The sequence below is a fragment of the Rhodospirillum sp. A1_3_36 genome (genome assembly GCF_047263945.1).
Lineage (GTDB): Bacteria > Pseudomonadota > Alphaproteobacteria > Rhodospirillales > Rhodospirillaceae > Rhodospirillum.
This window is the reverse complement of the sequence record NZ_JBLAVB010000005.1, coordinates 339,400-365,113: the sequence shown is the minus strand read 5'-3', so window position 1 is coordinate 365,113 and position 25,714 is coordinate 339,400. Positions and strand designations below refer to the sequence as shown.

The following is a 25,714-nucleotide window of genomic DNA, read 5'->3' as shown; positions in this document are numbered from 1 at the left end:
TACGGTCTCCTTCGGGGATCGCTCCGGATCCGGATACTGGCGCGATTGCCCTCCCGTGACGTTATTGGTCGAGGGGGCCGCGTGGCTCGAAAGGGTAAGTGGTGAATTTCAGCAGAAGCCTGGTCCTATGGATCATTATCGCCGTCCTCCTGGTGGTGATGTTCAACCTGTTCCAAACCTCCGCCCCCCGGGATGCGCGGGATTCCATTGCCTATTCGGAATTCCTGAACTACGTGGATCAGAAAGAGGTCCAGAAGGTTGTGATCCAGGGGGAGACCATCACCGGTGAATTGACCTCCGGTCGGACGTTCTCCACCTACGCCCCGCGTGACCCCCAATTGGTTGATAAGCTCACGGCTTCGGGTGCGCGCATCTCTGCTATGCCGCCTGATGATAATGTTCCGACCTTCTGGAGCCTGTTGATTTCCTGGTTCCCCTTCCTGCTGTTGATCGGTGTGTGGATTTTCTTCATGCGCCAGATGCAGTCCGGTGGCGGAAAGGCCATGGGATTTGGTAAGTCCAAGGCTAAACTGCTGACCGAAAAGAGCGGTCGCGTCACCTTTGAGGACGTTGCGGGCATCGACGAGGCCAAGCAGGAATTGGAGGAGGTCGTGGAATTCCTGCGCGACCCCCAGAAGTTCCAGCGTCTGGGTGGCAAGATCCCCAAGGGCGTCTTGTTGGTCGGTCCGCCCGGTACCGGTAAGACCCTGTTGGCCCGGGCCATCGCCGGCGAGGCCAATGTGCCCTTCTTCACCATCTCCGGGTCGGACTTCGTGGAAATGTTCGTTGGCGTGGGCGCCAGCCGTGTCCGCGACATGTTCGAACAGGGCAAGAAGAACGCGCCCTGTCTGATTTTTATCGACGAAATTGACGCCGTTGGCCGCCACCGTGGTGCCGGTCTGGGTGGCGGCAATGACGAGCGTGAACAGACTCTGAACCAGTTGCTGGTGGAAATGGACGGCTTCGAGGCGAACGAGGGCGTGATCCTGATCGCCGCCACCAACCGTCCCGATGTGCTGGATCCGGCCCTGCTGCGCCCGGGTCGCTTCGACCGCCAGGTGACCGTGCCCAATCCGGACATTATGGGACGGGAAAAGATCCTCAAGGTGCACATGCGCAAGACCCCCCTCGGTCCCGACGTGGAACCCAAGGTGATTGCCCGTGGAACCCCAGGCTTTTCCGGCGCTGATCTGTCCAATCTGGTCAATGAGGCTGCCTTGCTGGCCGCCCGCAAGGGCAAGCGTGTGGTAACCATGTCCGAGTTTGAGGAAGCCAAGGACAAGGTGCTCATGGGCTCCGAGCGCCGCTCCATGGTGATGACCGAGGACGAGAAGGAAAAAACCGCCTATCACGAAGCCGGTCATGCCCTGGTGGCTATCCACCAGGAGGGTCACGACCCGCTGCATAAGGTCACGATTATTCCCCGCGGCCGCGCCCTGGGCGTGACCATGTCCTTGCCCGAACGGGATCGCTACGGCTATTCCATGAAGGAGCTGAAGGCGCGTATCGCCATGGCCTTCGGTGGACGCGTGGCCGAGGAATTGATCTATGGTCTGGAGGAAGTGACCACCGGTGCCTCCAACGATATCATGCAGGCCACCGATCTGGCGCGGCGCATGGTTACGGAGTTCGGCTATTCCGATAAGCTCGGCCCCCTGCGCTACACCGACAACCAGGAAGAAGTCTTCCTCGGTCATTCGGTGACCCAGCACAAGAACCTGTCAGACGCGACCGCGCAACTCATCGATGACGAGGTCCGCCGGTTCGTGGAAGAGGGCGAGGGGCGGGCTCGGGAAATCCTGACTCGTTATACGGATCAACTCGAAATTGTTGCCCGGGGTCTGCTGGAATATGAAACCCTGTCCGGCGATGAAGTGAACAAGCTGATCCGGGGCGAGGATCTGAACCGGGCTGAGCAGCCTGCGCCTCCCCGCCACCGGGGTCCCCGCTCTTCCGTGCCGACCAGCGGTCCGGCCGCCGGGGGAAAGGGCAGCGAGTTTGGCGGCGATCCGGAACCTCAGCCGGGCGCATGATCCTGTGACATCGACAGCACGACGCATTGGAAGCCCCGCCCCGCCGCGGGGCTTCTTCCTTGGGGGGAGGCGGACGCCGGAGGGATGCCTGTATCTGGCCCCCGCCGGTTTGGTCCGTGGCCCCGTGGCCGGGCGATTGCTGGAAGAGGGACGAGCTTGGCCCCTGGCCGGGCGGACCGATATGGCCTTTACTCTGCTCTCTCTGTTCCTGCGGGACGGTTCTGACCGGATCCTGCATGGGGTTCAGGATCCGGAGACCCTCCGCCTGTGGAGTCAGGGGGAGGGGGAGGCCGTCGATGCCCATGTGGGCAGGCTCTTCCAAACGCTGACCCGGCCCCGGGCGCCCTTCGCCGGATTGGAGCGGCCAGACAGCAAACCTCTCGTCATGGGGATCCTCAACGTGACTCCCGACAGTTTCTCCGATGGGGGAGTCCATTGGGGGCCTCAGTCGGGACATCATGTGGCTCTGACCTCCGGTTTGGCGATGCTGGAGGCGGGGGCGACGATCCTGGACGTGGGGGGGGAGAGTACCCGCCCCGGTGCCGATCCGGTGCCGCCCGATGAGGAAATCGCCCGGGTGGTTCCGGTTATCCGGGAGTTGGCCAATCGGGGTGCGGTGGTTTCCATTGATACCTACCATGCCGCGACCATGGGAGCGGCTCTGGATGCGGGCGCGTTGATCGTCAACGATATCACCGGCTTGACCGGTGACCCGGAGGCCCTCCCCTTGGTGGCACGGCGGAGGGCGCCGGTGGTGGTCATGCATATTCAGGGGGAGCCCCGGACTATGCAGAGTGATCCCACCTATGCCGATGCGCCCCTGGACGTCATGGATTGGCTGTCTGAACGGCTACGGACCTGCCGGGAGGCGGGGCTGTCCAATGATCTGCTTTGCGTTGATCCGGGCATTGGCTTTGGCAAGACCGTCGCGCACAACCTGCAAATCCTGGAAGCCACGGCGCAGTTTCTCGGTCTGGGTGCGGAGGTTTTGGTTGGGGCCAGCCGCAAAAGCTTGATTGGCAAGCTTTGCGGTGTGGGTGTCCCCCGGGAGCGTCTGCCCGGCTCTCTTGCCATTGCAACGGCGGCTGCGGCGCGAGGGGCGGCGATTCTGCGCGTCCATGATGTTCCCGAGACCGTCCAGGCGCTCACGGTAGCCGAAGCCTTGGAGCGGGCCTGACAGCTGGGCGATCGCCCAAGCCCATTTGGGGGCGATGCCCCCACCCCCCCCTTTTTTCTTCTAAAAATAACAGCCCGGGTCCTGGGGCCTTTCGGCCAGTAAATGCTGGGGGTCTGGGGCCTTTCGGCCCCAGTGGGGGACGGGGCAAAGCCCCGTGACTGAAAAGCACGGACTGTCGTGTACCGTGGCGAATGTCCCCAAATCTCCATTTTTCTTATGAATGGCCGATGGGGCAGAGCCTCGCGGTTGCTTTATACCAAGGTGCGGTGAGTTTGCCTCACCGCACCTTGGAAGCGGCCAAGTGGCCGCCGCGCCTTATGGCGCGTAAAAGCCCGCCTAGCGTTTGAACGCAAGAAAAGCGGCCTGGGTTTAAACCCGCGCCGCTTGGTATTATTGGGCGTAGACAGAGATTGGGCTGGAAATGGGTCCGGCTTTGACTGCCCGCATGGCGTCGAGTTCAGGCTGTAGCAAGCCGTTTACGGTCGTGGCCAGCCCCAAAAGGGAAGACACGCCTTCCAGGCTTCGGGCGGCGCCCACGAGGCCGCTCACCCAATCGGGTGTGGTGTCCTTTGGGAAGACGACAACGTTCAAGGGGGTTTCCGGATTCAGGCCCGCCTGTTCCCGGGCGCGGGCAAAGGCCAGGGAGAGACCTCCAAGTTCGTCGACCAAGCCGTTTTTCAGGGCATCGGATCCCAACCAGACGCGGCCCTGGGCGGCCTGTTCCATGGCCTCGGCGGACATCTTCCGGGCGTCCGCAGCCTTGCCGGTGAAATCGGCATAGATGGTATCCATGATGGCATTCATGCGGTCCTTTCCCCGTTTGTCGAAGGGGGAGATGGGAGAGAACATATCGGCATTGGCGCCCCGGGACACCTGATCCCAGCGCACATTGAGATCCGAGCTGGCTTTGGAAATGGAAACCTTTCCGGCGAGCACGCCGATGGAGCCGGTCAATGTTCCCGGTTGGGCAATAATCCTATCGGCTCCCATAGCAATAAAATATCCGCCGGAGGCAGCGGCATTTCCCATGGAGGCGATGATTGGCATACCCTTGTCCCGGGCCTTGCGCATGGCACGCCAAACCAGATCCGATCCCACATAGGAGCCGCCAGGGCTGTCAATGCGCAGGACGATGGCGGCCAAATCCGGGTCGTCGACGGCTTCATCAATTGCCTCGGCCAAGGCGCGGCTATCGATTTCTTCCTGATCGAAGGGGCCGCTTTTCCCATCCCCCAGCATAACCGGTCCCTGCGCCACGATCAGGGCGACCGGTCGGGCGCCTGGGACAGGGTCCTTTTCGCCCAATCGTTTGGCATAGCTGGCAAGGGATTGGCGATGCGTCTCTCCCGCATCGTCAGTGATGGCCTGGATAGCCTCGTCGGGATAGCCCAGATGATCGATCAGCTTGGCGTCCAGGGCTTCTTGGGCAAGCAAAGGGGAACGGTTGATCAGTCCCCGGACCGTATCGACACTCAAGTTTCGGTCATTGGCTATGGCGGTGACCACTTGATCGGTCCAGCCGTTGACCACCGATCCCATGGAAACGCGCTGGTAGCTGGACATGCCATAGTCGGTCAGGCTTGCCATGGCATCTTTGTAGTTCTCGCGGGTGAAGACCTCTGGCTGGAGTCCCAGGTCGTCGAGCAGACCCCGTAGAAAGGGCACTTCAAAGGCAAATCCTGTGGAGGCCACCATGCCCGAGGGTTGGAGCCAGAGGCTTTTGAAGGCCGATGCCACATAATAGGGGATCGTCCCTTCACCAAATTCCCCGATACTTTCCGAATAGGCCAAGGTGGGTTTGCCCGAGGCCTTGAAGCCCAGGATGGCGTCTCGCAACTCTTGGGCCTGGGCCATGCCCAGGCCGGGAGCACTGCCCACATGGGCCACGAGGCCTCTAATTTCCGGATCCACAGCCGCTGCCGCCAGCGCTTCGGTCACCGCCCGCAGGGATGGGGTCTCGTCATCTTCAAGAAGGGAGGCCAAGGCGTCCGCAGAGGTCGCCCGTTCGGGGAAGGGGCCATCAATGTTCAAGGTGAGAACAGCGCGGGTGCCTTCAGTCGTGTCCTGCTCATCCCAGAGGGAACCGGCGAGAACCAGCAGAGAGACGATGAGCAGACTTGAAAGGATGCCGACAAAGGCGAAAACAAAAAGGAAGGCCTTGCCTATAAACCGCATGAGGAACTCCGCTTTCTCCGAACTGGGACGGCGTGGGGAGGAGGCTGCATATCTGAAACGGGAAACCGCTCAGCCGAGGCGGCACAGTGTAGCGGTTTCCCTCGTGCTGGCAAGGCACCCCTGTGGGGGCTAGGTCGGAAAAGACGAGTCTGTATCCGGCGAGAGGCAAAGGTTAGCGATTCATCGCGTGGTATTCGGGGTTGGGCATCATCTCCGTCGCGTGGGCGACCCGGTTTGTATAGTTGAAGAACGCCGCGACGTCGGCCAGATCGAAAATATCCGCATCCGTGAGCCCCTGGGTGCGCAGGGCGTTTCTCTCTGCCTCGCCCACAGACATGGGGGCCGTGGTCAACGTCCAGGCGAAATCGACGATGGCCCGTTCCCGGGGAGGAAGCTCGGCAACCTTATGGTTCATCACCAGCATTTCGGCCAGTTGGGGGTCGCCCGATAAGGCACGAACCGCTTGCCCGTGGGCGACGAGGCAGTAGTAACAACGGTTGGCTGATGACACGACAACGGCGACCATTTCTCGTTCGAGCTTGGATAGACCTGAGGGTGCCAGCATCAGGGTGTTGTAGGTCTGGACGAAGTTGCGGAGTTTGGCCGGGTGTTTGGCATAAGCGCGCAGGACATTGGGCACCATGCCGAGTTTTTCCTCGCACTTGGCCAAATAGGCGTCCATGTCTTCCCCAAGGTTTTCGGCGTCGGGAATGTCGAGGCAAATAAGGTGGTCGGGCTGGGGCATGGTTGTGATCTCCCTGTTCATTTTTTGAGGTCAGGACCTGTTGATCGGTCCGGCCATTGGCTCACAAAGCATAGCGGACGGAGGCGGACGGAGACTATCTCTAAGTTTCCCTTAACGGAAACGGCGTCCTGGGAAGGCAGAGTCAAGGCCCCTTTTTCCCCCTGTCTCTGCTGAAAGCCTTTGAGAACGGGCTCAGTCTGCCGTCGGATTCTTTGGGATCGATTCCACAGGGGAGAGGCGTTGTCTGATTGAGAGGAAGTGTCAATCTGCATTGCAAAGTGATGAAACCCATCTCTTTCAAGACAGGTGAATTTTATTAAGTTATTGAAAATAAATATATTATCTTGTTGGCACGGAGTTTGATTAGGTAAGGGGGAAATGAAAAAGACCCTATCCAAAGGATGACATCATGGCATGGGATGACAAGAACGTGGATCAAGACCTGTATTTCGTGGACATGGAAACGGGAGCTGAAAGCCATACGGCGGAAATCATCACGTTCCCCCGGGGTGCAGACCCTCTGGTTCTGGTCTTTACCGATGAGGAGCTGTTGCGCGAGGTCGACGAGACCATGTCCCGTGCGGTGAAAATGAGCCGTGATTTTTCGGCGCTGTATCCGAAAATTCACTCTGCCATAGAGTGCGGAGACCTGAAAGCGCAAGAGGATCTGAGAGAGGAATTGCGGGCTCTACGCAAACAGCACGGCTTTAGCCCCTTGGGCATATACCCCTAATCAATAAAGAAGAATCAAAGGATGAGACGCCCCTGAGGGGCGAAACCTGTGATCGGACGATCAAACGTGGGGCTTCGGCCCCACTTTTTTTGGGGGGCACTTTCCCATTTGCGTTGCCCTTTCTTTCGATAAGTTTTAGAGCCTTTTCGAGGCCAAGTTTGGTCGCGAAGCGACCCAACTTGATCTCGGAATACTCTAGCCGATGGATCCCTGGAAACCGCATTGGCCGCGGAAGCGCAACAGGTGGTCGGCCAATGTGACAGCCAACATGGCCTCGGCAACGGGGATGGCGCGGATGCCAACGCAGGGGTCGTGGCGGCCCTTGGTGACCACTTCCACGGGGTTGCCCTCCAAGTCTACGCTGTTGCGTGGGATGAGGAGGGAACTGGTGGGTTTGACCGCCATGCGGGCCACCAGGGTTTGGCCAGAGGAGATGCCCCCCAGCACGCCGCCGGCGTTGTTGGAGGAAAACACGACACCACCCTTGCCATCGGGGGCCATTTCGTCGGCGTTTTGTTCGCCCCGCAGGCGTGCGGCTTCGAAGCCCGCGCCAATTTCCACACCCTTTACGGCATTGATGCTCATCAGGGCCTTGGCGATGTCGGCGTCCAAGCGGTCATAAACGGGTTCGCCGAGTCCCGCAGGGATCCCCTCTGCTTCGACCTGGACGATGGCGCCGACACTGGATCCAGCCTTGCGGACACCGTCCAACAGGGTTTCCCAGGTTTCAACGATGCCCGGATCTGGGCTGAAGAAGGGATTTTGGCCTGTCTGGTCCCAATCCCACCGGGTGGGGTCGATGGCGACACCCCCCATTTCCACCAGGGCGGCCCGAACAAGGGCAGACTCGCCCAAGATATGGGTCAAAACTTTCTTGGCCACGGCGCCTGCGGCCACGCGCATGGCCGTTTCCCGGGCGCTGGAGCGGCCTCCTCCCCGGGGATCGCGCAGACCGTATTTGGCCATATAGGTGAAATCGGCATGGCCCGGGCGGAAGCGGCGGGCGATCTCCGAATAGTCCTTGGAGCGCTGGTCCGTATTACGGATCAACACACCAATCGGAGTGCCGGTGGTCCGGCCTTCGTACACACCCGACAGAATCTCCGCCTCGTCCGCTTCCCGCCGCTGGGTGGTGTGGCGGGATTGGCCGGGTTTGCGCCGGTCCAGGTCCCGTTGCAGGTCTTCGGCCGCCAGAGGGATCCCCGGAGGAACCCCTTCGATCACGCAACCGATAGCGGGGCCATGGCTTTCGCCAAAGGTTGAGAAACGGAACAGGGTTCCAAAGGTATCACCGGCCACAGTGCGTCAGTCCTTCCGAACCTGATTGAGCAGGGTGACCACATCCGGAACACTGTTGATGTTGAGCATGCCCACGGTGTGATAGCCGCTGTCCACGTGGTGCACCTCGCCCGTGACGCCCTTGGACAGGTCCGACAACAGGTATAGGGCCGAGCTTCCGACGTCGTGGATGGAGACATTGCGCTGCATGGGGCTGACGAACTGGTTCCATTTCAGGATGAAGCGGAAATCACCGATGCCCGATGCGGCCAGGGTCTTGATGGGACCCGCAGAAATGGCGTTGACGCGGATGCCCCGGTCTCCCAGGTCCGATGCCAGATAGCGGACGCTGGCTTCCAATGCCGCCTTGGCCACGCCCATGACGTTGTAATGGGGCATGACCCGTTCGGCGCCCAGGTAGGTGAGAGTGATCATTGACCCGCCATCGTTCATCATGGCCGCTGAGCGCCGGGCGATGTCGGTAAAGGAGAATACGGAAATGTCCATGGACATCAGGAAATTATCCCGAGTGGTGTCCATGTACTTGCCTTTCAGTTGGTCCTTGTCGGAGAAGGCCACCGCATGGACAACAAAATCGATGGTGCCCCATTTCTCCTTGATGGTTTCGAACAGGGCATCAACGGTGTCCGTGTCCGTCACGTCGCAAGGCAACAGCAGATGGTTGGGGTTCAGGCCTTCGACCAGCGGGCGGACCCGCTTCAACAGGGGCTCGCCCTGATAGGTGAAGGCGATTTCCGCCCCGGCGTCACTGGCGGCCTTGGCGATGCCCCAGGCGATGGAGCGATCATTGGCCAGTCCGAGGACCAGGCCTTTCTTGCCAGCGAGCAGCGCGGTGGAATTCGTCATGGGTATCCCCTTTATAGTTTGCTAAACCGTTTGTTCTTGATCGATTGCCGCCGCGCGGCTTTCTCTGTGGGTCACGCCCGGCCCAAAGGGACGCCGGGCGCGGCATCCTACACTAACCGAATTCGGGGGCAAAGCTCGTATGGAAGGTCATGAAACCGTAAAGGATGTGACCCATCATGTCTCTAGAGGCTGGCGTCGGCGGGCTTGGCTTTGGTCGGGAAATCTTTTTGCGTTCGCGCGGGTGGCAGGGAAAGGCATCGCTCAGGAGAATATTCCCCGCATGGCTGCCTCCCTTTCCTATACCTCTTTGCTTGCTTTGGTTCCCCTAATTTCCATCGCCCTGGCGATCCTGGCGGCCTTTCCGGCCTTTGATGGGGTCCGGTCGCGGATGATCGGATGGGCTATGGAGACGTTTCTGCCCTATCAGATCAGCGAAGTTCAGGAGCGGATCGAAGCCTTCGTCGGGGCTGCGGCGGGTTTGACGGCCATTGGCGTGGTCGGGCTGGCTGTGACGGCAATCATGCTGTTGGTCACCATTGAATCGGCACTGAATACGATCTTTCAAGTGGAAAAGCCACGCCATCCCGTCGCCCGGATCCTGGTCTATTGGGCGGTTCTGACCATCGGGCCGTTGCTGATGGGGGTCAGTTTCTCCCTATCCAGCTACCTGGCTGCGGCTCACTCTTTGGTGAATCATGATGTAATTTCTCCTATAACGGGATTTTTGCCTGCCCTAGGCCCCCATATCCTGACCTTGTTAGCCATGAGTTTGCTCTATCTGCTGGTTCCAAACCGTCCGGTGCAGCTCCGCCACGCCGCCGTTGGTGGGGTGGTGGCCACGGTGTTATCTGCAGGGTTACGACAGGGTTTTCTCTTCTATGTGACCAGTGGACAGTCCTATGAAACCCTTTATGGGGCCCTGGCTGTCCTGCCGATTTTCCTGATTTGGATGTACCTGTCCTGGATGGTCGTTCTGCTGGGCGCCGTGACGGCGGCCAATCTACCCAATTGGCATACGGCGCGCCGTCTGGAGCGGGAGGGCACCGACCCCGCCGGATTGCGCCTGGGATTGGCACTGGCCACCCTGGTCACCCTGGCCCGTGCCCACGGTGTCGGTGGTCCCGTCGATCGGCGGAGCCTTTCGGCGAAGATTGGTGCGTCGGAAAACCGGTTGGGGGGAGTCTTGCGGACCTTGCATCAGGCGGAGTTGGTCGCCATTGATGAAAGGGGTGGATTGCTTCCCGCACGGGACCCTCGCGCCATGCGTCTTTCTGTGGTGATCCAGGCGCTGGGCCATGGAGTGCCGCGCATTCCGACCAACGGGGGATGGCACGGAGACGACTGGGGACCCATGGCGCGGGATGCCCTGAATCGGGCGGCAGAGGCGGAGGACGCCAGTCTGGCTATTACGGTTTACGATCTGGCCGAGGTCGAGGGGCCGGCTGGGGGGCAGGACAAGGAAAAAGGGGCCGATGCATGAAAGCCGAGGTTACCATTCCCTTGCCCGACGGAGTCGAGGGCTTTCCGCCCCGTCTGCTGCTGGACGATGGACCCATCACCCAACGGAGCATGCTTGCCACCCTGATGGAGGGGAAGCGCTACGAGCCGGTCACCATGGACTTGCTGGTGAAGCTGTTGCGACCCGGTGACTGGGTGATGGATATCGGCGCCCATGTGGGGCTGGTGACCGTCCTGGCGGCGAGTCGGGTCGGTCCCAAGGGCGGTGTGGTCGCCGTTGAGCCCGATGAGGCCAATCTTGCAGCGCTTCGCGTCAATTTGGCTCTCAACGGCTTCGAGGAGCGGGTGCGCCTGGTCGCGGGTGTCGCTGCGGATGCCGAGGGAGAGCGGGAGATCCACCTGAACCGGGACAATGATGGGGGGCATGCCCTTTGGGAACCGGGATTGCATCCCTTCAACGAGCGCACTGCCCAGGCGCCTCTGGCCAAGCGGGTGACAGCGGTGACCCTGGATGGGCTCAACGATCGCTTCGGTCCCCTGCCCGTGAAGCTGGTGAAGATCGACACGGAAGGGGCCGAACAACTGGTCCTGTCCGGCGGTCAGAAGGTGTTGGGGAGACGGTGCCCTCCCTATGTACTCGCTGAGCTCAATCCTTTTGGTCTGGAGGCCATGGGCGCCTCCCAATTGAGCCTTCGGACCATGATGGAGGCGCTGGGCTACGCCACCTTCCTGCCCCGGGGGAGCGCCCTTCCGGCCTTCATCCCTCCGGGGACGCTGATCGATTGGACCGACTACGTGGGCAATGTGCTCTTCGCCAAACCCGGCGAGCTTTGCCGGATTTGGCCGGTGGTGGAGGCCGCCGCCGGGGTGTGACCCTATGCCTCTGCGGCCCCCTCTGCGGCTTTGGGGCTATTCTGCTGGCGGCAGCATTCCGGCTTTTTCCCGAGGGTCAACCTCCGGGTCCTTGAGCTTTTTGACCAGCGAGACGAGTTTGGCATCTTGGGGGTCATCCAGGGTGATGGAGAGTTTCACCAACAGGTCGCCGCAGGTGTCGTTTTCTCCCGGAATGCCCTTGCCTCGCAGTCGAAGGGTGGCGCCCGTGTTCGATCCCTCGGGCACGGTCACAGTCACCTTGCCGTCCAGGGTCGGGACGGTAACTTTGGCGCCCAGGACCACTTCCTTCAGGGACACGGGGAGGGTCAGGGTCACGTTGAGGCCGTCGCGTTTGAAGAATGCATGGTCCTTCACGCCAATTTCCACCAGGGCGTCACCTTTGGGGCCGCCATTGGGGCTATCGCTGCCCTGGTGCTTCAGGCGGAGAGTCTTGCCGTCCTCCCAACCGGGGGGAATACGCACGTCCAAGGTTTTGCGGTTGGTGAGGGTGATGCGTTTGGTGCAGCCCAGTGCGGCCTCCTCGAAGGCGACCTTCAAACGGTATTGGGCGTCCTGACCTCGCTGGGGGCGGGCACCCTGGGCGCCTGGCCCGCCCGGACCCCGGCTGGCTTGGCGGAACATGTCGGAAATGATGTCGTCGTCGGCGAACATGGAATCGAAGTTAAAGCCTCCGAAGCCCGCGCCGGCGCCGCCACCCCCGGCCGCCCCACGGCGACTCCGAAAGCCGCCCGCGCCCGGACCCGGGCGGAATCCGCGTTCGTTGCCCTGGGCGTCAATCTCACCCCGGTCGAACCGCGCCCGTTTTTTGGGGTCGGCCAGAATGTCATAGGCGCCGGAGATTTCCTTGAACTTGTCTTCGGCTTTGGGGTCATTCCGGTTTACGTCCGGATGCATGGTCCGCGCCAACTTGCGGTAGGCGCTTTTGATTTCCTCCGGGCTCGCGCTGCGCTGCACACCCAGAACCGTGTAGGGGTCTCTCATTTTTCCATTCCCAATAGAACCGCCCGTCCCGCCGTGGCGCGGCTTATGACGAATAGGTACTGTCCTGCGTCCCGTTGTCGACAGGGAACCAACACCGATGCCCCGTCGACGGACTTGTGATCCGGCGACGCTTATCCGATGGTATCCCACCGGCGAGGGTGGCCATGATGGCCCACCCACCCCTATAATCTAAGGTCAGGATAACAATTTGTCATGAGTTCGCTTGAAAATCGCGACCCCTATGCCCTCTTCGCGGAGTGGATGGTGGATGCCGAGGCCAATGAACCCAACGATCCCAACGCCATGGCCCTGGCCACCTGCACCCCCGATGGTCGTCCCAGTGTTCGCATGGTGCTGTTGAAAGGCGTTGTCGATGAGAGGGGAGAGGGCGGCGGTTTTGTCTTCTACACCAATTTCGAAAGCCGGAAGGGTTTGGAAGTCCTCGCCAACCCCCATGTGTCCCTGTGTTTCCACTGGAAGTCCCTGCGTCGTCAGGTGCGGGTTGAGGGCCATGCCATTCAGGTGAGTGACGCGGAGGCGGATGCCTATTATAACTCCCGTGCCCGTGACAGCCGTATCGGCGCCTGGGCTTCCCTGCAGTCCCGGCCCCTGGAAGGGCGGTTCGAACTGGAAGCCCGGGTGGCAAAATACGCCGCCAAATATGCCGTTGGTACGGTGCCCCGCCCCCCCCACTGGTCCGGCTTCCGGATCGTTCCCGAGGTGATCGAGTTTTGGCACGACCGGCCTTTCCGCTTGCATGACCGGGTGGTTTATCGTCAAACGGCGGAAGGGTGGGATCAGACCCGGCTGTATCCCTGAGCGGGTGAAGAGGAATGGACAGACCCATGCATGGCGAGAGCGACTCCGAAGCCTTGGCGGCTGCCCTGCAAGACGGGGGAGAAAAAGGCCAGCTTATGCGCCGGGCGACCTATGCTTCGGTTACTGTGGCGAGTCTTTTGGTGATCGCCAAGGTCGGGGCCTGGGCCGTGACCGACTCGGTAGCCCTGTTGTCGACCCTGATCGATAGCCTGCTGGATGCGGGGGCCTCCCTTGTCACCCTGCTTGCCGTGCGTCAAGCCCTGACGCCGGCGGACGAGGAACACCGCTTCGGCCATGGCAAGGCCGAGCCCCTGGCGGGCTTGGGCCAATCGGCCTTTATCGCCGGGTCCGGTATCTTCCTGGTGATCGCGGCGGTCGGTCGTTTGGCCAGCCCCCAACCGGTCACCCAAGGGGGCGTGGGCATCGCGGTGATGGTCTTTTCCATTATCATGACCATCGGGCTCGTGCTGTTCCAGCGCCATGTGGTCCGCAAGACCCAGTCCGTGGCGATCGGTGCGGACAGTCTGCATTACTCGGGCGATTTGTTGATCAATCTCTCGGTGATCCTGTCGATCGGTCTCGACATGGTCCTGCATATCCCCATCGTCGATCCCCTCTTTGCGATCGGTATCGCGGGGTATCTGATGGTCAATGCCTGGACCATCGGGACGGAGAGTGCCGACCTGCTGATGGACAAGGAACTGCCCGAGGAAGACCGCGTCCGGATCCTGGCCATCGCCATGGAGAACCCGGGGGTCCACGACGTGCATGATTTGCGCACCCGGTCATCCGGTCCCCATAGCTTCATGCAGCTCCACCTGGAGGTGGATGGGGAGATGTCCCTTTCTGCGGCGCATACCATCGCCCTGGACGTGGAAAAGCGCCTGCGGACGGCCTTCCCCAACACGGATGTGCTGATCCACCAGGATCCTGCTGGGATCAAGGAAGACCACCATCCGGAGTTCGCCTACCAGGACACGGCGGGGCTGCTGGCGGGGGAGAGCGAGAAGGACCTAAAGGGGGCGCGTTGATTCCGTCTCCTTGCGGAAAAAAAGGGCGCGTCGGGGAGTCACCGCCGACGCGCCAAGGATCCTCGCCCCTAGGGAGGTTCCGGAGACGACCGGTGCCCACCAGCACCGCTCTCCCCTGTGTTCACCTGGTGTGATCACAGGGAGCGCTCCGGGACCCTGATATCACGTCCCACAAACGGACCGGTTGAAAGGGTCCGGGACGTGTCGATGGACGCTTGGGAGACGGGCGAAGTCTCTTAGGCCATCAACCTCTGTTTCCCTGCCTACAGGGTTTCGAACAGCTCGGGCGGAGTCGCGGCGACGGCGGCTCCCTGGGCGCGTAACCCGGCGAGTAGGGCCGCCGTTTCCGGCAGCATATCCTCGGCCAGGAAGCGGGTGACGGCGCGCCAACCCGGGTCGGTGGTGCCTGCGGCTCCCTTGGCCAGGAGCACCCCCCCCATGGTCAGGCCGAACAGCCGGAGATAGGGGGTGGCGACCCCCAGGGCGTCGACGGGGGCATCCTGGCCGAGCGTCAACATCAGATCCGTTGCCGCGCGCAGGTCGTTCACCGCAGCCCGGGTCGCCGAAAGGACGGAGGAAGGCAGATCGCCGTCCAAGTTCTCAAGGTCCTTGGCAAATCCGTCGATGACCTTCGCGACGACGGCACCCCCGGCCTGGGGGATCTTGCGGGTGACCAGATCAATCGCCTGAATGCCGTTGGTGCCCTCGTAGATTGGCGGGATACGGGCATCGCGCAGGAACTGGGCCGCGCCGGTTTCCTCGACGAAGCCCATGCCGCCGTGGATCTGCACGCCGATGGAGGTGGCCTGGAGTCCGGCGTCGGTGGAGAAGGCCTTGGCGATGGGGGTGAGCAGACCAGCCCGGGCCATCAGGGCGGCCTTTTCCTCGCCCTCCGCCTGGGTGGCCTCGTCCAGGGTCGCGGCACAGGACAGGCAGATGGCGCGGGAGGCCAGGACCAGGGCCTTCATGGTCAGCAGGTTCCGGCGGACGTCCGGATGGTGGATGATGGTCGTCCCCTGTTTTCCCGTTGCCGGATCCCGACCCTGCACCCTTTCCAAGGCATAGTCCCGGGCTTTCTGGAAGCTGGCCTCGCCCAGGGCAACCCCCTGGATGGCGGTCCACAGGCGGGCGGCGTTCATCATGGTGAACATGCAAGCCAAGCCGCGGTTTTCCTCGCCCACCAGCCAGCCCACCGCGCCGCCCTCCCGGCCATGGAGCATGGTGCAGGTGGGGCTGGCGTGGATGCCCATCTTGTGCTCGACGCCGACGCAATGGACATCGTTGCGCGCGCCGAGGGATCCGTCGTCGTTGACCAGGACCTTGGGCACGAGGAACAGGGAGATCCCCTTGGTCCCCGGTGGGGCGTCGGGCAGGCGGGCCAGGACCAGATGGATGATGTTCTCGGTCAGGTCGTGTTCGGCGAAGGTGATGAAGATTTTCTCGCCAAACAGGCGGTAGGTGCCGTCGTCCTGGGGAACGGCCCGGGTGCGGAGTGCGCCCACATCCGATCCGGCCTGGGCCTCGGTCAGATGCATGGTGGCCATCCACGCGCCGGACACCAGTTTGGGCAGGTATTTGTCCTTCAGGGCATCATTGGCATGGTCGAGCAGCAGGTCGATGGCCCCGAGCGTCAGGGTCGGGCCGGTGCCCCAGGCCATGTTGGCCCCATCCCAGATCTCGAAGGTCGCCAGGGCGATGGCCGTGGAAAAGCCCATGCCGCCGAACGCTTCGGGGGCGGCCACGCCGTTCCAGCCCAGTTCCGCCCATTGGGCATAGGCCTCCTTGAAGCCTTTGGGCAGGGTGACGACGCCATCCTTCAGGGTCACGCCCTCCAGGTCGCCGCTGCGGTTGAGGGGCTCCAGGACGGAGGCGGCGAACTTTCCGGCTTCGTCCAGGATGCCCTCAACGGCGTCCCACTCCAGGCCGCCGAAGGCGGTCCCGTCAAGCAGGGTAGAATACCCCAGGGCCTTGTCCAGGGTGGTCAGGATATCAGACAGGGGAGCCTTGTAGGTCATGGGCTGGTTGCTCCCATAGAAGAGGAATGGGGGGAGGAGGATGAGGGAGGGGAGGAGGATGCTTCTCCGCCGCTGAGTCCCAGGTAGCTTTCGATGACGCGGGGGTCTTGGGCCAGATCGGAGGCGGGGCCTTGCAGGGTCACTTGGCCGGTCTCCATGACATAGGCGTAATCGGCGGTGCGCAGGGCGCCCCGGGCGTTCTGTTCAACCAGGAGAATGGAGACCCCGGTGTCCCGCAGGCGACCGATCAGCCCGAAGATCTCCTGGACGATGCGCGGGGCAAGGCCCAGGCTGGGCTCGTCGAGCATGAGCAGCTTGGGCTTGGCCATCAACGCCCGCCCCATGGCCAGCATTTGCCGCTCGCCGCCCGACAGGGTGCCCGCGGCCTGCCCGCGCCGCTCCAGCAGGCGGGGGAACAGGTCGTAGACCATGTCCAGGGAGGATTTGGCCTCCCTCCGGGGACGGCGATAGCCACCGAGTTCCAGGTTTTCGGCCACGCTCATGGTGACGAAAAGCTCCCGCTTCTCCGGTACCAGACAGAGGCCCCGGGCGACCCGCTGTTCCACGGGGACCCCCTCCAGGGGCGCGCCTTCGAAGGTGGCGGAGCCTCCGGCCAGGGGCAGGATGCCCATCAGGGAGCCGAGCAGGGAGGACTTGCCCGCCCCATTGGCGCCGATGACAGTGATGATCCGGCCCGTGGGGATCTCCAGCGAGACATCCAAGACGGCCTCGATCTTGCCGTAGGAGACGGCGATGGTTTGGGCCGACAGCAAGGGGGTGCTCATTCGATGCCTCCCAGATAGGCTTCCAGGACCCGGGGGTCGTCGCGGATGATCTCGGGGGTGCCTTCGGCGATCTTGGCGCCGAAGTCCATGACCACCAGACGGTCCACTTGATTCATGACGAAGTCCATGTCGTGTTCCACCAACAGGATGCTCATACCCTCGGCCCGGAGGCCGGTCAGAAGGGCGGCAAGCTTCTGCTTCTCGCCATGGCGCAGACCCGCAGCCGGTTCGTCGAGCAGCAGCAGGGCCGGATCCAGGCAGAGGGCGCGGGCGATCTCCACCACCCGGCTTTGACCCAGGGCGAGCGTGCCCGCCTGGTGCTGGGCCAGATCGGCGAGGCCGCAGCGTTCCAGTTGTTTCATGGCCTCGGCACGGATGGAGTGTTCCTCGGCCCGGTCCCGGCGTAGGATGGCCCGGGCCAGCCCGGCCTTGCCGCGCAGATGGGCGCCGAGCATGACGTTCTCCAGCACGGTCATGCCGGGCAACAGCTTCACATGCTGGAAGCTGCGGGCCATGCCCATGGCTGCGATCTCCGACGCATTGGCTCCGGTGATATCCCGGCCTTGGAAGCGGACGGCCCCGGCGGTCGGTGGCAGGACGCCGGTGATCAGGTTGAAGGTGGTGCTTTTGCCCGCCCCGTTGGGGCCGATCAGGGCGACGATCTCGCCCTTGGTCAGGGTGAAGGCGACATCCCGAACGGCCATCAACCCGCCGAAGGTCTTTTGGACATGATCAACCTCCAACAGGGGGGCATCCGGGTTCGGTGTGTGGCGCTTGGTCAGGGCGGGCAGGGGCGCGGCGGAGCACAGGGAGTCCTCAGAGGGAGAGGAAGAAAGCCGGGCGGAGGGAGTCCCTCCGACGAAGGCCAATTTGTCCCAGGGCAGCCGGGTTGCCAGCCCCCAAAGCCCCTGGCGGGCGAATTGCAGCAGCAGGATCAGCAGGACCCCGAAGACGATGGTTTCGTAGTTACCCGTATGGCCGAACAGGGCGGGCAGGATGGTTTGCAGTTGGTCCTTGAGCAGGATGACCGCGCCCGCGCCCAGGACAGCGCCCCAGACATGGCCGACGCCGCCGATGACGGCCATCAACAGGTAATCGATGCCCGCGCCCAGGCCAAAGGGGGTGGGGTTCACCGCCCGTTGCACATGGGCGAAGGCCCAGCCCGCCACGGCGGCCAGGAAGGCGGCATAGACGAAGGTCACCAGTTTGGCCCGCCGGGTGTTCACTCCGAAGGATTCCGCTGCAGTGATGCCCCCCTTCAAGGCCCTCAGGGACCGCCCGACGCGGGAGTCCAGCAGGTTCAGGGTGGCCACGGCGGCCAGGATGGTCAGGCCCCATATGACATAATAGACGGTCCGATCGTCATAGAAGTCCCAACTGCCGATGGAGAGCGGTGGCACCGTGGGAATGCCGTCGTGGCGGCCCAGGAATTCCAGATTGCCGAACAGGTAATAGAGGCTGATTCCCCAGGCGAGCGTTCCCAAGGGCAGGAAATGGCCTGACAGGCGCACGGTCAGCAGGCCGAGGACTACAGCCGCCGCGCAGGTCAAAAGGATGGCGATGGGCAGGGTCAGCCAGGGGGAGAGGCCCATGGAGGTGGTCAATAGTCCGGTGGTATAGGCCCCGAAGCCGCAGAAAGCGGCCTGACCGAAGGAGGTCATGCCCCCGACGCCGGTCAGCAGGACCAGACCGATAACCACCAACGAGGCCAAGCCAATGGCGTTCAGAAGGGTGATCCAGTAGTCCGGCAAGAAGGGCAGAAGGGGCGGCAGGGCGGCCAGAAGGACGAGGCCCGCCGGGATCCATTTCCGATTGATCACGGCCTATTCCTCCTCTTCGTCGACATGGCCGGAGCGCAGGCTTTGCCACAGCAGGACCGGGATGATGATGGTGAAGACGATGACTTCTTTGAAGCTGCTGGCCTCGAAGGAGGCGAAGGCCTCCACCAACCCCACAAGGATCGCCGCCGCTGCGGAAATGGGATAACTGACCAGCCCGCCAATGATGGCCGCGACGAACCCCTTCAGACCGATCAGGAAGCCGCTGTCGTAGAAGATCGTCGTGATGGGCGCGATCAATACGCCCGAGATGGCGCCCAGGGTGGCGGCGAGGACGAAGGCGATCAGGCCGGATTGGGCCGTGGGGATCCCCACCAGAGTGGCCCCCAGCCTGTTGATGGAGGTGGCCCGCAGGGCCTTGCCCGCCAGGGTATGGCCGAAGGCGTACCACAGGGCGACGATCAGAACGGCGGTGACCCCCAGGACCCAAAGGCTCTGCCCGCCCAAATCCATGACGCCCAGGGACAGATTGACATCGGTAAAGGGGGTGGCGCGGTACCCTTCCGCCCCGAAAAAGACCAATCCCAGACCCAGCATCACCAGATGCACACCGACCGCAGCGATCAACAGAGTCAGAACGGTGGCTTGGGCCAGGGGTCGGAAAGCCAGCCGGTAGATATAGGCACCCATGGGGGCGACCAGGGCCACGGCGAGCGGCACATTGACCCAGGGACCCATGTTCGCAGGCGCGACCACTCCGGAAACACCCAAAAGCGCCAGGGGGAGGCCCAGGTCGGAAACGGCGCGGGTGATCAGGACCCGGGGCTGGCGACTGTCTGGAGTCCGCACCAGATCGACGCAGAAGGCGGCAATTCCCAGAACGAGGGTCAAATAGGCGGTGCCAGGAACCACACCGGTTTCCAGGCCCACCAGGGTCAACGCGCCATAGGCGACGAATTCTCCCTGGGGGATGAAGATCACTCGGGTAACGGTGAAGACAAGGACCAGTGAGAGGCCCAAAAGCGCATATATGGCGCCATTGGTGATGCCGTCCTGGGCCAGGAACAAGGCGATGGTGGAATCCACGGGCGGTCTCCGGTTCGGGCACGGGCGGACCGGACCCGGCGGCCTTCACGGATGGAAGTTTGCCGGGTCAGGCTTCATCGGTGGACGGGGACTATTGGATCAGCTTCCAGGCGCCGTCCTTGACCGTGATCAGCACGCGGCCCCGCTCGTCCAGGCCGAAGTGGTCGGTGGGTGTGAACCGATACACGCCCTGGGAAGCGACGATGGGATCCCCGTGCTCCAGCGCGTCCTTGAAGGCCGCCTTGAACTCCGGTGTGCCGGGCTTGGCGGTTTCCATGGCCTTGGGGACGGTCTGTTCCAGGACCGTGATGGCGTCATACATATGCGCTGCGAACTGGTTGCGGTTACCCTCCCCGTATTTCGCTTCGTACCGGGTGATGAAGTCCATGCCAGGGGCCTTCACCTCGGCGGTGTCGGGGAGCTGTTCGGCCACGTTCACGGGGCCGGAGGACAAAATAGCCCCTTCGACATCCTTACCGCCGATGCGGATGAAGTCGGCGCTGACGGACCCATGGGTCTGGTAGATGGGGCCGGTATACCCCCGTTTGCGCAGTTCGATCTGCGGCAGGGCCGAGGCGGTGCCCGAAGCGCCGACGAGAACCGCGTCAGGCCGGGAGGCCACCAGTTTCAGAACCTGACCGGTGACGGAGGTGTCGGCGCGGCCATAGCGTTCCTGGGCGACCATCTCGATCCCGGCCGACGGGCCATATTTGTCGAATTCCTTGACCCAGAAGTCCCCCCAGGCGTCGGAGAAGCCGATGTACCCCAGGCGCTTGACGCCTTTTGCGGCCATGTTGTCGATCAGGGCCTTGGCCATCAGCCCCACCGGCTGGGGCATGCGGAAGGTCCAGGCGTCGGTGCCTTCGGGCAGGATGATGGGGGACATGGCGATCTGGGGCACGCCGTTCTCGTTGGCCACACCGGCAATGGCGATGGCGGCACCGGTCATGCCCGAACCGATGAGCACATCTACCTTGTCCTGGGTGATCATGCGCCGGGCCAGATTGGTGGCTGTCGCCGGATCGGAGGTGTCGTCACCGAAGAACAGGTTGACCTTCTCGCCGTTGATTTCCTTGGGCATGAACATCAGGGCGTTCTGCATGGGGATGCCCAGCGCCGCCGTGCTGCCAGTGGCGCTGACGATGACGCCCACGTTGAGATCGGCCCAGGCCGCACCGGACAAGGCTGTGGTCGCCAGGGCCGTCAACAGCAGGGTGCGGATCCCTTTGGCAATACGTCCTTTGGAGCCGGTAGGGCCTTTGGCGGCGAAACGGAACTTGGACATGCGAAACTCTCCCATCGAATGGCCCGGATTTGTTTTTTGTCGGGCCGGTTGGTCACCTCTTTTGTCCCCGATTGAACCGACCCGGGTGACCTTTGGGCCGGTGGCGGTGGTGGGGGGAATTCTTTTTAACGCGGTGGCAAGCGCAGGACGCCGTCCAGGCGGATGACTTCGCCGGACAGGTAGGAATTGACCACACAGGCGCGGACCAATTCGGCATATTCCTCTGGTGTACCGAGGCGGCCCAGGGGGATGTCCTTGATGATTTGGCCGCGGACCTCGTCGGGCAATTCCTCCAGAAGCGGGGTTGCGAACAGGCCCGGCGCGATGGTCGCGACCCGCACTCCCCGGGGGGCAAATTCCCGGGCGGCGGGTAGGGTCAGTGAGACGATGCCTCCCTTGGAGGCGGCATAGGCCGCTTGCCCCAATTGGCCGTCATAGGCGGCGACGGAGGCGGTCATGATGATCACGCCGCGTTCGCCGTTCTCCAACGGGGGGGTGGCGGTCATGGCCGCCGCCGAGAGCCGCAGGACGTTGAAGGAGCCGATCAGGTTCACCTTGATGACCTTTTCGAAGTCCGCCAGATCCATGGGTCCCTGCTTGCCAACGATGCGTTTGGCCGTGCCGATGCCCGCGCATTGGACCAGGATCCGTTCCACCCCATGGGCGCTTCGGGCCTGCTCCAGGGCGGCGGCGACACCCTCCCCATCGGTGACATCGCAGCCCAGGCCCAAACCGCCGAGGGGCGCGGCGACCTTGGCGGCCTCTTCGCCGTTGCGGTCTAAAATGGTGACCTTGGCCCCGGCCCCGGCGAGCATCCGGGCGGTGGCGGCGCCCAGGCCGGAGGCGCCTCCGGTGACCACGGCGGCCAGTCCGTCGATCTGCATGGATGTGTCTCCTCAAACGTCAGGATCAGGCCATTTCCCAGGTCAGGCTGACCACGTGGTTGGGCGGGGTGTCCGCATAGAGCTGCTCGACCAAATCGGCCCGTAGGCGCAGGATGGCGCGTTGGTTCAGGGAACCCTTGTCGGTGATTTCGCCCGCGTCCAGGTCTGGCGGGACCTCCAGCCAGGCGGCGCGGACCACTTTGTTGGCGCTTCCCGTGGCGTGGTTGGCGAAGGAGCGCAGCAGGCCATGGAGTTCCTCCAGCACCGAATGGTGGCGCAGGACCTCCACATCCGACGCATCGTCCGGGAGCCCCACGCAGAGGTTCCGGCATTGCTCCATATCGGGCAGCAGCAACATGCCGACGTCGTCCCTGTCATGGCCGGTGATCACCGCGTCCCGGACGAAGGGAGCGAAATGGCCGATGATTTTGGCGCGCAGCGGGCCGACGGAAACCCAGGTGCCCGTGGCCAGCTTGAAATCCTCGGCAATGCGACCGTCGAACAGGAAGCCTCGGGAGGGATCCTCCGGGTCGGCGAATTTCAGGGCATCGCCCATCTTGTAGAAGCCGTCCTCGTCGAAGGCTCCCTCGGTCTGGTGGGGCTGGCGCCAGTATCCCGGGGTGATGTTGGGCCCGCGCAACCGCAGTTCCAGCTTTTCGTCCGAAGGCACCATCTTGACTTCGACACCGGCGCCGGGGATGCCGATTTCACCGGGGCCATCGGGGTCCCAGGGCGTGCCGAAGGCAAAGGGTGCGGTTTCCGTGGAGCCCAGGCTGGTGCACATGAAAATACGTTGGCCGATGACCTCTTCGGCCATGGTGTCGTAGGCGTCCCAGATGTGCCGGGCCATGCCCGCACCGGCGTAGAACAGGACGCGCAGATCCTTGAAGAAGCCTTCGCGCAGGGCTGCGTCGGCTTTCAGGTGGGGCAACAGCTCTTCATAGCCCTTCGGGACGTTGAAATAGAGGGTCGGGTTGATGTCCCGCAGGTTGGCGATGGTCGCCAGGATGCCCTTGCCCACGGGCTTGCCTTCATCAATGTAGAAGGAGCCGCCGTTATAGAGCGCGATGCCGATGTTATGGTTGCCGCCAAAGGTGTGGCTCCAGGGCAGCCAGTCGAGCATGACCGGCGGAACCTCGCCCATCAGGCCGAGCATCTGATGGAGCATTTGTTGGTTGCAGCACATCATACGGTGGGTGTTGATCACCCCCTTGGGCACCCCGGTGGAGCCGGAGGTGAACAGGAACTTGGCCACGTCATCGGGGTCAATCGCCGCATGGGCCCGGGCGACGGCGTCGGTGACCGGGGTCGCGCAGAGGTCGGTGAAGAGTGTAGCCCCCCGGTCGGAGACGGGGTTGCGGGAGACAACGCATTCGACGCCATCCAAGTGCAGGGCTGCGAAGGCGCGTTCGTAAGCCGTCCCATCCTCGGCAAAGATCATGCCGGGCGTGAGGATGTCGAAGACATGGCGCAGCTTGCCGAAGTCCTCGGAAATCAGGGAATAAGCCGTTGAAATGGCCGCTGTCGGGACACCCACATGAAGACCTGCCAGATGAAGCAGGGCGTGGTCGATGCCGTTGGCTGACAGGATCAAAACCGGGCGGTCCTTGGATAGACCCCGATCCAGAAAAGCCTGACCGAGGCGCTCGACCAGGGCGAGGCCCTCCTTGTAGGACAGGGTGCGCCAGGCGCCGTCCTGGCTGCGCTGGCCGTAGAGAACACGGTCCGGAAAGTCGGCCGCACCCTTGACCAGACATTCGGTCATCACCTTGGGGTAGGCCCCCAGGGGATCGGTGGATTTGATGATCATGGACCCGTCGGGGCGGACCTCGCGGGTCACCTCTCGGGGGCCAAAAATAGCGGACCTGAGCGCTTCGGACATCCGAACCTCCCTTGTCGCGCGGTCCACAGTGATCGGACGCGCGAGCCGTTGACCTCTGCCACCAGCGTCCCCTGTTCCGGGGATCATTCTGGCGATTCCGTGTTCCATCCGCGAAACGTCTCCCTAAGGAGCGTTATCGCTTTTTTTGGTCCGTGCCCTCGTTTGGTGGGGCGGGACCCATGCCCACCGGAAGAACCCTTAGAAGGCGCTTTCCGGAGTATTATCACTCTTTACTTTAGCCGCGAACCTTCGCGGCCTTTTTGTCGAGGAACAGACGCAGCCGTTCCTTGGCCAGATCGTCGCCTTGGGCGATGGAAGACATCAGGGCCTCAAGCATGAAGGCCTGTTCCGGGGCCGCCTCCGCTGTGCGGGGCAGGGCGTGGATGACGGCGAAATTGGTCAACGGAGCGTTCTTGGCGACCTTTGCCGCCAGTTCCATGGCCAGATCGAAGCCCTTGCCCGTTTCGGTCACATATTGGGCGAGGCCGATGCGCTCGGCTTCCGGTGCATCCAGGACCCGACCGGTCAGCATCATGTCGGTGACCCGTTGCAGGCCGATCAGTCGGGGCAGGCGCACCGATCCGCCGCCGCCGACGAAAATGCCGCGCTGGCCCTCGGGCAAGGCGAAAAAGGCGTTGTCCTCGGCGACGCGGATATGGGTGGCCGAGGCCAGTTCCAGGCCCCCGCCGACCACCGCACCATGGAGCACGGAGATCACCGGAACGTCACCGAATTGGATGGCGTCGAAGGTCTTGTGCCACAGGCGGGAATGGCGGATGCCGCCGGTGATGCTCTGGTCGGTGAGCTCGGACAGATCCAGGCCCGCACAGAAGCAGTCCCCATTGCCCCGGATGACCACCGCCTTGATGTCCTGGGACAGGGTGACGAAGACGTGATTCAGGGACTGGATCAGGTCATCGTTGATGGCGTTGCGTTTCGCCGGGCGGTTCAAGGTGACGATGCCGATCCCGTCCTGAACCGTCAATTGGACGACCGGTGGATCCGTCTGGAGCACCGCTTCACTGGTAGCCATGATCCCTCCCCTTTTTCACATGTTTTATAATAGTGATTGTGTATAACTATATTCGGGGAGTGGTCAAGCGGGAAAAGATGCTGCATTGCACCAAAAACGGAGGCGCCTGGAGTGGCTTGACCCCTTGAGGTCTTGCTCCCGGGGGAGGGGGGCGGTATGTCCTGGGAAACGGAAGGAAAACACGATGGCCAGGAAGATGATCGAAGAGGAAAGCGAAGGCGGGGAGGGCGGTTTCTCTCTGGCGGAGGATGGGGCGGAACTGGGCACCAGTAGCCTGAGGGGGTATTTGGGCTACATGTTGCGCCGGGCGCAGTTGTTGATTTTCCAGGATGTGATTGCCGCCCTTGAGCCCTTTGACCTGAGGCCCACGCAGTTTTCCATGCTGATGATCCTGTCCACCCGTCCCGGTCTGCGTCAGGCAGAGCTGGCCGACCTTCTGGGGGTGCAGAGGACCAATCTGGTCAAGATGGTCGATGCCCTGGAAAGCCGGGGCTTGATGGTGCGGGAACGGTCGTTGGAGGATCGCCGCTCCCATTCCCTCTGTTTGACCAGCAAGGGGGGCTCCTTTCTGGCGGAGGCCCGGGCGGCCGTGGAGGCCCACGAGGCCAAGCTGGCGGACGCCCTGGGCACCTCGAACAGGGATGAGCTTCTGCGATTACTGACCTTGCTGAACCGGAATTTCATTCCCCGAGACAGGGGGGAGTGAGGGGGTATTAGACACGGTACGTGACAGTGTCTCGTCTTTTTTGGGCGATAGCGCAAGCCCCCCCCCCTT

The 25,714-nt window shown here is 62.7% G+C and carries 21 protein-coding genes; 8 read left to right on the top strand and 13 right to left on the bottom strand.

Annotated features, from left to right (window positions below; all coding sequences use genetic code 11):
* The first annotated feature begins 101 nt into the window (after nt 1-101).
* On the top strand, nt 102-2,033 hold the full coding sequence (gene ftsH / locus ACLIRY_RS14260) for an ATP-dependent zinc metalloprotease FtsH (protein WP_413206073.1): 1,932 nt from the start codon (nt 102-104) through the stop codon (nt 2,031-2,033).
* A 4-nt stretch (nt 2,034-2,037) separates the two neighbouring features.
* Nucleotides 2,038-3,210: a dihydropteroate synthase gene (folP, locus tag ACLIRY_RS14255; protein ID WP_413206072.1), complete on the top strand. Its 1,173-nt coding sequence runs from the start codon at nt 2,038-2,040 to the stop codon at nt 3,208-3,210.
* Nucleotides 3,211-3,600: 390 nt separating this feature from the next.
* Here folP and sppA read toward each other — a convergent pair whose 3' ends face one another.
* Nucleotides 3,601-5,385, bottom strand: coding sequence for a signal peptide peptidase SppA (gene sppA / locus ACLIRY_RS14250; RefSeq protein WP_413206071.1), 1,785 nt, complete (start codon nt 5,383-5,385; stop codon nt 3,601-3,603).
* Between the two features lie 172 nt (nt 5,386-5,557).
* Nucleotides 5,558-6,130, bottom strand: coding sequence for a peroxidase-related enzyme (locus tag ACLIRY_RS14245; protein WP_413206070.1), 573 nt, complete (start codon nt 6,128-6,130; stop codon nt 5,558-5,560).
* A 409-nt stretch (nt 6,131-6,539) separates the two neighbouring features.
* On the opposite strand from ACLIRY_RS14245, the gene ACLIRY_RS14240 reads away from it, so the two are divergent.
* On the top strand, nt 6,540-6,863 hold the full coding sequence (locus ACLIRY_RS14240; RefSeq protein WP_413206069.1) for a hypothetical protein: 324 nt from the start codon (nt 6,540-6,542) through the stop codon (nt 6,861-6,863).
* Between the two features lie 195 nt (nt 6,864-7,058).
* Here the strand turns inward: ACLIRY_RS14240 and aroC are convergent, their stop codons facing one another.
* Together aroC and fabI are read right to left on the bottom strand one after the other, a co-directional pair.
* Nucleotides 7,059-8,162 carry a chorismate synthase gene (gene aroC / locus ACLIRY_RS14235; protein ID WP_413206068.1) on the bottom strand — a complete coding sequence of 368 codons (1,104 nt, stop codon included), beginning with the start codon at nt 8,160-8,162 and terminating at the stop codon, nt 7,059-7,061.
* Nucleotides 8,163-8,168: 6 nt separating this feature from the next.
* Nucleotides 8,169-9,008 (bottom strand): enoyl-ACP reductase FabI, encoded by an 840-nt coding sequence (gene fabI / locus ACLIRY_RS14230; protein WP_413206067.1) that lies wholly within the window; start codon nt 9,006-9,008, stop codon nt 8,169-8,171.
* A 139-nt stretch (nt 9,009-9,147) separates the two neighbouring features.
* Between fabI and ACLIRY_RS14225 the strand changes: the two genes are divergently transcribed.
* Both ACLIRY_RS14225 and ACLIRY_RS14220 read left to right on the top strand, forming a co-directional pair.
* Nucleotides 9,148-10,488, top strand: coding sequence for a YihY family inner membrane protein (locus ACLIRY_RS14225; protein WP_413206066.1), 1,341 nt, complete (start codon nt 9,148-9,150; stop codon nt 10,486-10,488).
* Complete coding sequence (locus ACLIRY_RS14220; RefSeq protein WP_413206065.1) at nt 10,485-11,339, top strand: FkbM family methyltransferase; 855 nt, start codon at nt 10,485-10,487, stop codon at nt 11,337-11,339. The genes ACLIRY_RS14225 and ACLIRY_RS14220 overlap by 4 nt, the downstream gene beginning before the upstream one ends.
* A 36-nt stretch (nt 11,340-11,375) precedes the next feature.
* Here ACLIRY_RS14220 and ACLIRY_RS14215 read toward each other — a convergent pair whose 3' ends face one another.
* Nucleotides 11,376-12,341: a DnaJ C-terminal domain-containing protein gene (locus tag ACLIRY_RS14215; protein ID WP_413206064.1), complete on the bottom strand. Its 966-nt coding sequence runs from the start codon at nt 12,339-12,341 to the stop codon at nt 11,376-11,378.
* A gap of 213 nt (nt 12,342-12,554) precedes the next feature.
* Here ACLIRY_RS14215 and pdxH point away from each other — a divergent pair, with 213 nt between their 5' ends.
* Both pdxH and ACLIRY_RS14205 read left to right on the top strand, forming a co-directional pair.
* Nucleotides 12,555-13,160, top strand: a complete 606-nt coding sequence (gene pdxH / locus ACLIRY_RS14210) for a pyridoxamine 5'-phosphate oxidase (RefSeq protein ID WP_413206063.1) — start codon at nt 12,555-12,557, stop codon at nt 13,158-13,160.
* Nucleotides 13,161-13,186: 26 nt separating this feature from the next.
* Entirely contained in the window at nt 13,187-14,191 is a 1,005-nt protein-coding gene (locus ACLIRY_RS14205) for a cation diffusion facilitator family transporter (RefSeq protein ID WP_413206062.1), read from the top strand.
* A 263-nt stretch (nt 14,192-14,454) separates the two neighbouring features.
* Here the strand turns inward: ACLIRY_RS14205 and ACLIRY_RS14200 are convergent, their stop codons facing one another.
* The 8 genes from ACLIRY_RS14200 to ACLIRY_RS14165 form a co-directional block, all read right to left on the bottom strand.
* Nucleotides 14,455-16,206 (bottom strand): acyl-CoA dehydrogenase, encoded by a 1,752-nt coding sequence (locus tag ACLIRY_RS14200; RefSeq protein ID WP_413206061.1) that lies wholly within the window; start codon nt 16,204-16,206, stop codon nt 14,455-14,457.
* Complete coding sequence (locus ACLIRY_RS14195; RefSeq protein ID WP_413206060.1) at nt 16,203-16,991, bottom strand: ABC transporter ATP-binding protein; 789 nt, start codon at nt 16,989-16,991, stop codon at nt 16,203-16,205. The genes ACLIRY_RS14200 and ACLIRY_RS14195 overlap by 4 nt, the downstream gene beginning before the upstream one ends.
* Nucleotides 16,988-18,811 (bottom strand): ABC transporter permease subunit, encoded by a 1,824-nt coding sequence (locus ACLIRY_RS14190; RefSeq protein ID WP_413206059.1) that lies wholly within the window; start codon nt 18,809-18,811, stop codon nt 16,988-16,990. Before ACLIRY_RS14190 ends, ACLIRY_RS14195 begins: the two co-directional genes overlap by 4 nt.
* A gap of 3 nt (nt 18,812-18,814) precedes the next feature.
* Nucleotides 18,815-19,855, bottom strand: a complete 1,041-nt coding sequence (locus ACLIRY_RS14185) for a branched-chain amino acid ABC transporter permease (RefSeq protein WP_413206058.1) — start codon at nt 19,853-19,855, stop codon at nt 18,815-18,817.
* 91 nt (nt 19,856-19,946) lie between these two features.
* On the bottom strand, nt 19,947-21,140 hold the full coding sequence (locus ACLIRY_RS14180; protein WP_413206057.1) for an ABC transporter substrate-binding protein: 1,194 nt from the start codon (nt 21,138-21,140) through the stop codon (nt 19,947-19,949).
* A gap of 125 nt (nt 21,141-21,265) precedes the next feature.
* On the bottom strand, nt 21,266-22,024 hold the full coding sequence (locus tag ACLIRY_RS14175) for an SDR family NAD(P)-dependent oxidoreductase (protein WP_413206056.1): 759 nt from the start codon (nt 22,022-22,024) through the stop codon (nt 21,266-21,268).
* 25 nt (nt 22,025-22,049) lie between these two features.
* Complete coding sequence (locus tag ACLIRY_RS14170; RefSeq protein WP_413206055.1) at nt 22,050-23,906, bottom strand: feruloyl-CoA synthase; 1,857 nt, start codon at nt 23,904-23,906, stop codon at nt 22,050-22,052.
* Between the two features lie 235 nt (nt 23,907-24,141).
* Complete coding sequence (locus tag ACLIRY_RS14165; protein WP_413206054.1) at nt 24,142-24,939, bottom strand: crotonase/enoyl-CoA hydratase family protein; 798 nt, start codon at nt 24,937-24,939, stop codon at nt 24,142-24,144.
* A gap of 184 nt (nt 24,940-25,123) precedes the next feature.
* On the opposite strand from ACLIRY_RS14165, the gene ACLIRY_RS14160 reads away from it, so the two are divergent.
* The gene (locus ACLIRY_RS14160; RefSeq protein ID WP_413206053.1) at nt 25,124-25,645 is read left to right on the top strand and encodes a MarR family winged helix-turn-helix transcriptional regulator; all 522 of its coding nucleotides are present in this window, start codon (nt 25,124-25,126) and stop codon (nt 25,643-25,645) included.
* The last annotated feature ends 69 nt before the right edge of the window (nt 25,646-25,714 follow it).